We start from the raw sequence: 9,243 nt of genomic DNA on the forward strand, positions 1-9,243 counted from the left end.
AGTCACCGCGACGCCGGATCCGGGAGCCGTGCGTCGAAGTGGCGCCTGTATTCGGTCGGTGTGGTGGAAAAGGCCGTGGCAAAGTTTTGCCTCAGGGTCACAGCGCTGCCGAAGCCGCAGTCAGCGGCAATCTGATCAATGGATAGGTCTGTGGTTTCAAGCAGCCGCCGGGCAGCCTCCAGCCGCCGGATGCGTATCCAGGCGGATGGCGTTGTCCCTGTTGTTGACCGGAAGGCGCGGACGAAGGTTCGGCGGCTCATGTGTGCTTGGGCTGCGAGGCGGTCAATGCTGAGGGGCTCAGCCAGGCGGCCCAGCGACCATTCGAGCAGGCGGGCAATCGGGTCATCCGTGGAGCGCGGCGGAACCGGGTGTTCGATGTACTGCGCCTGTCCCCCTTCCCTGTGCGGAGCGATGACCAGACTGCGGGCTACCTTGTTCGCCGCATCCGCCCCCAGTCGACCCCGCACCAGATGCAGGCAGGCATCCAGTGCGGAAGCCGTGCCGGCCGAGGTTAGAACGTCACCATGATCGATATACAGAACACTTTGGTCAAGGAACACATCAGGGTGCCGGCCAGCGAGAGACTCAAAGGCACCCCAGTGGGTGACTGCCCGACGCCCGGATAGCAAACCGGCATCTGCGACGGGGATGGCACCAAGACAAAGCCCCACGATTGTCACACCCCGCTGGTGCGCGTCCTGAAGGACCCGCCGCAATGATCCGCTCGGAGCGCGATCGTCGTCGAACCATGACGGCACGACGACGATGTCCGCGTCTTCCGCTGCTTTGAGGCCCTGGACCTCTCCGAGTTGATAACCCTCTGTTGTTCGAACGTGGCCAGCCTGGTCGGAGAAGAGGACGGTCTTCCATTCAGCCAGTCCCTGACGCGTGACCTCGTCGAAAACCATCTGGGGAACAGCGAGGTGAAACATCGTCACTCCGTCGAAGGCGTACACGGCAATGCGCATCCGTTTTCTCCTTAGGTTGGCCCAAATCCATCGTACATGGGCCTTCGTGCCACTGGTGGTCCTGGCCTCCAGGGCGAAGGATGGAATGGTTGCCATCCGGCGGCCAGCGAACCACTACCGGGAGAACAGACAATGAGCACCCCTCGTCGCGCCCTTATCCTCATCGACGTCCAGCAGCAGTACTTCAGCGGACTCCTCGAGATCCAGTACCCGCCGCACCAGGAGTCCCTGCCGATGATCTCGCTGGCTATCGACGCCGCCACCGCCGCAGGTGTCCCCATTGTGGCCGTTCAACACAGTGCAGGCGAGGGCGCTCCGGTGTTCGCACCCGGCACACCCGAATTCGACCTCCATCCGGAGATTGAAAGCCGCAGAACCAATGCATGGAAGGACCTCGTGAAGCCATACGGCTCCGTCTACGCAGGCACTGACCTGGCTGGGTGGCTGCGCCAGGAGGACATCGATACCGTCACGCTCGTTGGGTACATGACCAACAACTGCGTCCTGGCTTCTGCCGTTGAGGCGGAGTCTCTGGGCTTCAACACGGAGGTCCTCTCAGACGCTACCGGGGCTATTAACCTTGCCAATGAAGCAGGTTTCGCCGACGCAAAGACGGTGCACTCGACCCTGCTGACGCTGTTGCATGCAAACTGGGCAGCTGTTGGCACCACCGATGCGTGGATCGCAGCCCTCAACGCCCGGCAGCCTTTGGACAAGAGCGACCTTGGCAGCTCCGCGATAGCCGGGACGGCACAGCTCAGCCGGGCATAACCCCGGCTGGACAATCGAGGCGGGTGGCGGGAACGGCGGAGCCCTGTTCAGTTAGGCTTCGAGCCGCCGGTAGCACAGATCGAAAATCAGCCGGCCGGCTTCGTGCGCTTTGTTCTCGAAGCTCGTCCGGATCCTGCCCTCGAACCGCGGTGCCCAGCCGCCGGTTTCATCGATCCCTTCATTGGGGCCGGTGTGTTCCGTGCTCACCGGGGCCCGTCCCTCCTTCACGGGCGCGCCCCCCACGAGGGATTCGACGCCGGACTGCCACACCTGGGTGAGCGGGCTCTGCGGACCGCGCCGCTCGCCGTCGTGCAGGTTCTCGAAATGAGGGGAGCCGGCCATGACGTCACGGACGTGCACCGCGTAGTTGGACCAGTCAGTGGCAATCCTCAACAGCCCACCCGGTTTGAGGGACTTTGCCGCGAGCTCGGCGAATTCGGGCTGGATGAGGCGGCGCTTGTGGTGGCGGGACTTGTGCCAAGGGTCGGGGAAGAATACCCAGATCTCGGTGACCGACCCGGGCGGCAACATGGTGGACAACACTTCCGGAGCGTTCGCTTCCACCACCCGGACGTTGCTGAGCTTGCGGCTGTTGATCTTGATGATGGTGTTGGCGAGTCCCGGGGTGTAGACCTCTACCGCCAGGAAATCGGTGCCCGGGTTTTCCTCGGCGGCATGGCACACGGCGTCGCCCAGGCCGGACCCGATCTCCACGATCAGCGGTGCCTTGCGCCCGAACTCCTCCTCGGCGTCGAACAGATAGTCAGGGTGCACCGAGGTGTTGGCTACATGCCGGGGGACGTCCAGCGCCCAACGGTCGGCATGCTCTTCCCAGGCCTGCTGCCGGCGGCCCTGGAGCCGGGTCCCGCGGCGCACAAAGCTGACCGGCCGGCCGCCATAGGTGCCGAAAGAAGCCTGGGTGCCTGGTGTGACCGGCCGCGGAGTCTGCGGCTGCTGGGGATTTTCTGGGGATTCACTCATCACTTCCAGAATAGTTGAGTCCCGGGCGTGCAATCCCCTCAGGGCTCCCATCGGCGGGGGCCGCTTCCACTGCCTGTTCCGCCGAGTTCGTCCTGGGGATTCTGCAGCCGGCACGCTTTCAGGCTCAGGCAGCCGCAGCCAATGCACCCGTCCAGGTCGCGGCGCAGATGCTCCAGGGCCTCAATCCGCCCGTCGAGTTCGCTGCGCCACAGCTTCGAGAGCCGGGCCCAGTCGCGTTTGGTGGGGGTGCGGGCCTCGGGCAAGGAGTCCAGTGCCGCTCCTATGTCCTTCAGTGGAATGCCCACACGCTGGGAAACACGGATAAAAGCAACGCGGCGAAGGGCATCGCGGCGGTATCTGCGCTGATTGCCGGAAGTCCGGACCGAGGAGATGAGGCCGTTACGTTCGTAGAAATGAAGGGCCGACGGCGCCACCCCGCTCCGTTCGGCCAACTCGCCTATCGATAGAACATGGTGCGTTCCGCCCGGTACCTGTGGCATGCTTCCCCTTTAGCCTTCCCGTTGGTCCCGGACCGACAAAGAGATACCAGCACCCGAAAACCGACGCCGGACGGAACCTTGACCTCAACCTTAGTTGAGGTCTTACGGTAACGTCCATGACTACCGATCAGGCCGTACCTGTGCAAAGTTCCGCCCCTCCCACCGTAAATGCAAGCACTGGGATCTACCATCGCCCCTACCTGCTGGTCACGGTGGGTGCCTGCGCCCTTGTCTTCCTGGCCGCGTTCGAGTCCCTCGCCGTGACCACCATCATGCCGGTGGTGAGCCGTGAACTGGAGGGGGCCTCCCTGTACGCCCTTGCTTTTGCCGGTCCACTGGCCACCGGAGTCATCGGGATGGTGGCTGCTGGAAACTGGTCCGACCGGCGCGGCCCTGTGGGTCCCTTGTACACCTCGGTAGTGATGTTTGTCCTTGGGCTCCTGATAGCAGGGACTGCCGGGACCATGGGCATCCTCGTTCTGGGCAGACTGGTTCAAGGGCTGGGCGGCGGCGCCATGACGGTGGCCCTGTACGTGGTGGTGGCACGGGTATACCCGCCTGTGCTGCACCCCAAAATTTTCGCCGGATTCGCTGCAGCCTGGGTAATCCCGTCCCTCATCGGACCATTTGCTGCTGGCATCGTGGCCCAGGCAACCAGCTGGCACTGGGTGTTCCTGGGCGTCGTTGGACTGGTGGTCCCGGCGCTCCTCATGATTGTGCCGGCCCTTCGCGGCCTGCACGGACCATCCGAGGCAGCGCAGGAAGCCACGCAAAAGCCCTGGGCCTACGGACGGCTTGCGTGGGCAGGGCTCGCGGCGGTTGCTGTCCTGGGCATGAACCTTGCGTCCGGGGTTCCCGCGGTAGGAGGAGGCCTGGCAGTGGCCGCCGTCGTGATTGCCCTGATTGCCGTGCGGCCTCTGGTTCCACGTGGAACCCTCACAGCCAGAGCGGGCCTTCCGAGTGTCATCCTCAGCCGCGGTCTGATCTCCGCGGCGTTTTTCGGCGCCGAGGTTTACCTGCCGTATCTGTTGGTGGAGCGGTACGGGTTTTCTCCCACATTCGCCGGGCTGACCCTGACAGGCGGGGCCCTCGCCTGGGCTGGCGCTTCGGCTGTGCAGGGACGGCTCGGCCGACGGCTCGAGAACCAGGTGGCCGTGCGGATCGGATCTCTGCTGGTGCTGGGGGCTGTTGCAATGGCTCTCGTGACAACCGTCCTCAGCTGGCCTGCCGCCGTCGCGATTATCAGTTGGATTTTCGCCGGCGCAGGCATGGGCCTGATGTACCCGCGGCTGAGCGTTATGACCCTGGCACTGTCAACACCGGATAACGAAGGCTTCAACAGCTCAGCCATGTCCATCTCGGATTCCCTCGGCGGAGCCCTCGCTCTGGCCACCACTGGGATTATCTTCACGGCCCTGACGACGGCGGGAGCCTCCTTTGCCGGCGTCTTCGCCTTGACCGTGGTAATCGCCGTCGCCGCGGTGTTCATCGCCCCGCGCGTGCAGGCGCGATCGGTTCAGGGGGTCCAGGGGCCCAAAGCAGGCGCTCCCGGGGTGCAGGCTTCTACAGCTGAGGTCCCTAGCCGCGATCAAGCTTCGTAGCCCGGAGCACGGCGTCGGCCACTTTCGTCTGCTGGCCGTCTGGACCCTGGGCATGGCGCTCGCGGGAGTCCATCGTCTCCACTTTCCAGCCGGGGGATCCGATTCCGAGCTCATAAGCGGCCTGCTCGGCGGTGAAAAACTTGTCGGGGGAGTGGTGCCTTCCCCCAGGCGGCAGCCCATCCGGATGGTGGCCGACGATCAGCAGGGTCCCGCCAGGGCGGACCGCTGAGGCTGCCGGGCGGAGGGCGTCTTGCCAGGCCATAACGTCCGAATGCAGGAACTGGGCGCTGACCAGGTCGTATTCTTGCTCCGAGATCCAGTCGACGAGGTCCTGCCTGATCCACTCAATCCGGCAGCCGGCGTCGGCCGCGTGGGCAGCAGCCCGTTCAAGGGCGACGGCGGAAACGTCCACACCGGTAACACTCCAGCCGTGCTGGGCGAGCCAAATGGCATCGGCTCCTTCGCCGCAGCCCAGGTCAAGGGCACTGCCGGGAGCAAGCCCTGAAACCTCAGTAATCAGCTGCGCGTTGGGCCAGCCACTCCACACCTTCGGCCGGCTGCTGTACAAGGCGTCCCACACCTCAGCGTTGCCAGCCGTGTGGCCGCCCCCGCCGGCGTCGTCGGCTGACAGCTCGTGCTGCTCGGAGTGTCCGGGGTGGTTGTGATGCGGATCCGCGGCGTCCTTCATGGCACCACCCTGCCACAGAACCTTGATCGAATCATGAGTCGGCCGGGGAGCCCCGCGCTGGCCTGGATCGGTAAATTCGCCATGGGTTTCTGCTCATCGTGCTGATCTGGCGCGTTGGTTGCAGAACTGTCGAAGGCTACCTGTTGACCGCCTTCGGGTACTGAGAATGTGTAGAAACTTGGACGTGCTCGTTTCCTGGTGAACCGCACGCCTGTACTTCTACTCGTCCCAGTCGAACGCCGACAACGGAGATCGTCACGCTGTTCAGGTGGCGTCAGGTGAGGCGCAGGACGAAGTGTGTTCTGGCCCTTGAGGGGTCAAGGCTCGGTGACTCGTGCGGCGTTGACGGGGATGGAAACGGAGAGCGACGGCCACAGCATTCAGGGCATGCGCGTCGCCTTGTTTCTGGATCGTTGTTGCTCCTACGCTGAAGCCATGCCCATCTTGATGGCGAACGGTGTCGGCCTGTATTACGAGGTCCACGGCGAGGGGGTGCCTGTCCTGGGCATTCACGGCACGCCCAGTTCGGCGCTGATGTGGGAAGACGCCGCCGGGCGGCTCGCCCGTAACAGCAGGTGCATCATCTACGACCGCCGGGGCTTCTATCGCAGCGGACGGCCCGATCTGTCAGACGCCGTCGATCTCGCCGATCACGTTGGGGACGCGGCCACGGTGCTGGAAGCATTGTCCGCAACCCCGGCGGTGGTGATCGGCCGCAGTACTGGCGGTTTGATTGCGCTGGAACTGGCTCGCCGCCACCCTGAGATGGTCAGGACACTCGTGCTGCTCGAGCCAGCAGTGTTGACGCTGCATCCGGACGCTGTGGCGTGGGCGCAGCAGCTGCGTCGAGCGGTGCTGGACGCAGCGGAGGAAGACCCCTCTTCAGCCTCCGAAGTCGTGTTCCGGGAGGTGCTGGGTGGTGGGGCGTGGGAATCGTTCCCCGCCCCGCTACGCGAGCACTTCACTGCAGCAAGCCCTGCCGTGCTGGCCGAGATCAGGGGCAGAGGCCTGGACCTGAGCCAGGCGCCGCTGGAGTTGAGCGAAGCGGAAGCCGGTCACATACGGCAACCGACCCTGGTCGTTTCCGCGGAGGACTCCCCGGAAGCCCTTCACGCCGTCAACCGGCGCCTGGCCGATCTGCTGCCCAATGCGGAGACGGCACTCGTGGCGGGCGGACACATCATTGATCCGGCCGGGCCCGCCGTGTTGGACTTTCTCCGCAGGCATCTGCCGCCAGGATCGCCTGGGCAGGCCTGAACGGACTTGCCGGGTGGCTGGCCGGCCCCGGGTTTCCTTTCATTGTGCACTCGCTGCAAAACATCGTGCTGAAGACTGCCGTCGTGAGCAGCATTCCCGCCCGGATCGCAAGGATCCGCCTGCCTCCGCGCCCTCTAAGGCGCTGAGCTCGTTGACAATCGAAGTTCACGCTGTGGTGCTGCGCGAGGACTTTATCCTCGGAGAAACTCCTGGAACCGTTCCGGCGACCGGGAGCGCTGCTTGAAGGTCTGCGTCGTAAAGACCGCGGGCATGGATCTGCGGCCCCCAGCCATCCGGTATCCCGCAGCGAAAACCCGCGCAGTCTTTTGCTGCATCTTTGTGGACAGCCGCCGCCGGCCCGGAAGCCTGCTTTCTTCGTTATCGACCTTCAGTTCGGTGCTGCTGGTCAAGCGGGCCGGTGGTGACCGGGGATTATGCTGGCATCGACAGGAGTGTCGCTGCTCGGTGATGTCGAGCTCATTGGGTGCGGAAGGCTGTCATCGCCGCCTCCCGGCACCGGGGAAACCGGATGGAGCGACCACGGTATGCCGCGGTTTCCCTCGGTTCTACCAGTGCATCTAGGTTAGGCCGAGTTGCTCTTGCTGGCTCGCCAGATCGTAGTAGCGGCGTTCCTCAATGATCTTGCCGGACTCGTCCAGGCGGCTGAAGAATGCCATGGGGAATTCCAGCCGCCGGCCCGTTGCCGGGATCTCTTCTGCGCCAGGCAGCTGGATGGGCCCGTTGTGGGTACCGACGATTTTTCCCTCAGCAGCGACCATGCGATCGTCGACAAGCATGCTGGTCAGAGAGAATTCAAGGTCAGGAAAGGCCCTGAGGAACGTCGTCACGTCCTGTTCTATCGCGGCGCGGCCACGCAGTGGCTCGGGATACTGGGGATCGACGACGACAGCGTCATCTGCATAGTAGCTGGCAAAGGTAGGGCCGTCATGGGCGTTAATCGCCCGTGATTGCGCCTCAAGGGTCTGCCGGCCATCCATGGCCATCGCCTGGTCTCGGCCCTCTTCGTCATGGCTCTGGGTGGTCAGTAGAGTCGTGATGAATCTACGAATGAACATGTGCTTGCTTCTTTGCTTGATAAGCCGGTTAGGGTGCCAGTCCCAGCCCGTGGCGTTGAATGCGGTGCGGCCTTGAAAGCCCCCAACAGCGTTTCCCGGCAATCCGTGAGCAGAGCCGCATAAGGCGGCCAGCCCCATTCTAAGACAGGAGCAGATCCCCGTGAAGGGACCTGCCGCTCAATTTCGTCAGGTTGAGGTGTACGTCTATTGGAGGAACCCCTGATTCACGTCAGGCGTTCCGGACTGCGTTCAGCTGCACAAACAGGCAGCGAGGTATCCGCGGCCGTGGGAAGGCCTGGAAGTGTGTGTTAGGCCGGCCCAAGGGGGAGGAGGACGCCTTGTCCTTGGCATAGTGATTTTCTCAGGGAGAAGTAGCATGTTCTGTTCCGGCATCGCGACCCAGGGAAGAACGGCCTATCATTGTGTCGGTCCAAGGTGCGCCATTTCCGAACTTGCTTCCCTGACTCTTGAAGTCAAAGAGTAGGCTGAGGCAGTCGCGAACGGTAATGTCCCTCGGGCCCCGTTTGGCTGTGGTGCCGGCTTGCCAAAGCTTGCCTTGCCTTTATGTCGCTTAAATGAGGTACCGGTAGACCGTGGCGCGGGAGACTCCGAGCATCTTGCCGATGTCGGTTGCGCTGATTCCTTTGCCTTTGAGTTCCTTGGCCCTGGCAGCGTCTGCGGTGTCCACTTTCCGGGGCCTTCCGCCGCGACGGTTGTTAGCCGCTGCCGCAGCGAGTCCTGCCCTGGTGCGATCATCGTGTGACGCTCCAGTTGCGCGAAGGCGGCCATGATCGTCAGCATCGCTGTGCCCATGGGCCCGGTGGTGTCCCGCCCCTCCGTGAGTGAGCGGAACCCTGCTCCTTGTCCCCGGATGTTCTCCACGACGTAAAGGACATCCCTGGTGTTGCGTCCCAAGCGGTCGAGCTTCCAGACGGTCAGTACGTCACCGGGCTCCAACCTTTCCATGGCCTTGGAGAGTTGAGGGCGTTCGATAGTGGACCCGCTGACGCCGTTGTCGGCAAAGACTCCGGCTGCGCCGGCCTTGAGCGCAGTTAGGCTGCAGATCAAGGTTCTGTTCGGTAGTGGAAACTCTCGCGTACGCGAGCACAGCCATTGGCCTTCCCCGTATTCTCTTAGTCCCGACGATTTGCAGTTGTGAGACTTTCGGTTGTTAGACGGCATTTTGCGACAGTACGTGTCCGTGTCGCCATGCGGATCTTCAAAGCCAGCGGGGGAGTGGCCGGCCTGTCGGAATAATCGATCGTAACTGAGATGATGATCGATTTTTCTGCAAGATGCGTTTTGTATGCTCGGCGGCTCTTGCTGCCAGGCTGACAGGATGACTCTACGCGGTGACGACGAGCCAGTATTCTCGCCCTTTGCGGGCAGGGTCCCCAGATG

At 63.4% G+C, this 9,243-nt stretch carries 8 protein-coding genes and 2 pseudogenes; 3 read left to right on the forward strand and 7 right to left on the reverse strand.

Going from position 1 to position 9,243, the window contains the following annotated elements; translation table 11 throughout:
• Positions 1–2 precede the first annotated feature (2 nt).
• Positions 3–968 (reverse strand): helix-turn-helix domain-containing protein, encoded by a 966-nt coding sequence (locus RIN13_RS05530; protein WP_309106340.1) that lies wholly within the window; start codon positions 966–968, stop codon positions 3–5.
• 132 nt (positions 969–1,100) lie between these two features.
• Here RIN13_RS05530 and RIN13_RS05535 point away from each other — a divergent pair, with 132 nt between their 5' ends.
• Complete coding sequence (locus tag RIN13_RS05535) at positions 1,101–1,739, forward strand: isochorismatase family protein (protein ID WP_309106341.1); 639 nt, start codon at positions 1,101–1,103, stop codon at positions 1,737–1,739.
• A 51-nt stretch (positions 1,740–1,790) separates the two neighbouring features.
• Here the strand turns inward: RIN13_RS05535 and trmB are convergent, their stop codons facing one another.
• Together trmB and soxR are read right to left on the reverse strand one after the other, a co-directional pair.
• Entirely contained in the window at positions 1,791–2,720 is a 930-nt protein-coding gene (gene trmB / locus RIN13_RS05540; RefSeq protein WP_309106342.1) for a tRNA (guanosine(46)-N7)-methyltransferase TrmB, read from the reverse strand.
• Positions 2,721–2,758: 38 nt separating this feature from the next.
• Positions 2,759–3,220, reverse strand: a complete 462-nt coding sequence (gene soxR, locus RIN13_RS05545) for a redox-sensitive transcriptional activator SoxR (protein WP_309106343.1) — start codon at positions 3,218–3,220, stop codon at positions 2,759–2,761.
• Positions 3,221–3,336: 116 nt separating this feature from the next.
• Between soxR and RIN13_RS05550 the strand changes: the two genes are divergently transcribed.
• A complete protein-coding gene (locus RIN13_RS05550; RefSeq protein ID WP_309106344.1) occupies positions 3,337–4,821 on the forward strand; it encodes an MFS transporter in 1,485 nt (494 codons plus the stop codon).
• Here the strand turns inward: RIN13_RS05550 and RIN13_RS05555 are convergent.
• Entirely contained in the window at positions 4,799–5,509 is a 711-nt protein-coding gene (locus RIN13_RS05555; RefSeq protein ID WP_309106345.1) for a class I SAM-dependent methyltransferase, read from the reverse strand. The two genes, RIN13_RS05550 and RIN13_RS05555, sit on opposite strands and share 23 nt — an antisense overlap.
• A 435-nt stretch (positions 5,510–5,944) precedes the next feature.
• Between RIN13_RS05555 and RIN13_RS05560 the strand changes: the two genes are divergently transcribed.
• A complete protein-coding gene (locus RIN13_RS05560) occupies positions 5,945–6,766 on the forward strand; it encodes an alpha/beta fold hydrolase (protein ID WP_309106346.1) in 822 nt (273 codons plus the stop codon).
• 578 nt (positions 6,767–7,344) lie between these two features.
• On the opposite strand, the gene RIN13_RS05565 is transcribed toward RIN13_RS05560, so the two are convergent.
• From RIN13_RS05565 to RIN13_RS05575, 3 genes and pseudogenes are all read right to left on the reverse strand, one after another.
• A complete protein-coding gene (locus tag RIN13_RS05565; protein WP_309106347.1) occupies positions 7,345–7,842 on the reverse strand; it encodes an ester cyclase in 498 nt (165 codons plus the stop codon).
• Positions 7,843–8,413: 571 nt separating this feature from the next.
• Positions 8,414–8,533: pseudogene (locus RIN13_RS05570) on the reverse strand (helix-turn-helix domain-containing protein); the annotation flags it as partial.
• Positions 8,534–8,652: 119 nt separating this feature from the next.
• Positions 8,653–9,024 (reverse strand): annotated as a pseudogene (locus tag RIN13_RS05575) (recombinase family protein); the annotation flags it as partial.
• Positions 9,025–9,243 lie beyond the last annotated feature (219 nt).

Source organism: Arthrobacter sp., from assembly GCF_031179985.1.
Classification (GTDB): Bacteria; Actinomycetota; Actinomycetes; order Actinomycetales; family Micrococcaceae; genus Arthrobacter.